Annotated in this window: 1 tRNA gene; it reads left to right on the forward strand. The window is 48.8% G+C overall.

The features are described 5' to 3' along the window. Window positions 1-77 (forward strand) — tRNA-Ile (locus B4U49_RS00015). Window positions 78-211: the final 134 nt, after the last annotated feature.

Genomic DNA, 211 nt, shown 5'->3' on the forward strand with positions numbered 1-211 from the left:
AGGCCTGTAGCTCAGCTGGTTAGAGCGCACCCCTGATAAGGGTGAGGTCGGCAGTTCAAGTCTGCCCAGGCCTACCAAATTTCCGTGACTCGGCATTTTGAAACCTCTTGCATAGCAGGCTATGCGGCGAGCTTTGAAAATACCAATTCGCGAAAATTAACATTCTGATTTAAGAATGCTTATCGAAGATGGGGCTATAGCTCAGCTGGGA

The organism is Microbulbifer mangrovi (genome assembly GCF_002009015.1).
Taxonomy (GTDB): domain Bacteria; phylum Pseudomonadota; class Gammaproteobacteria; order Pseudomonadales; family Cellvibrionaceae; genus Microbulbifer; species Microbulbifer mangrovi.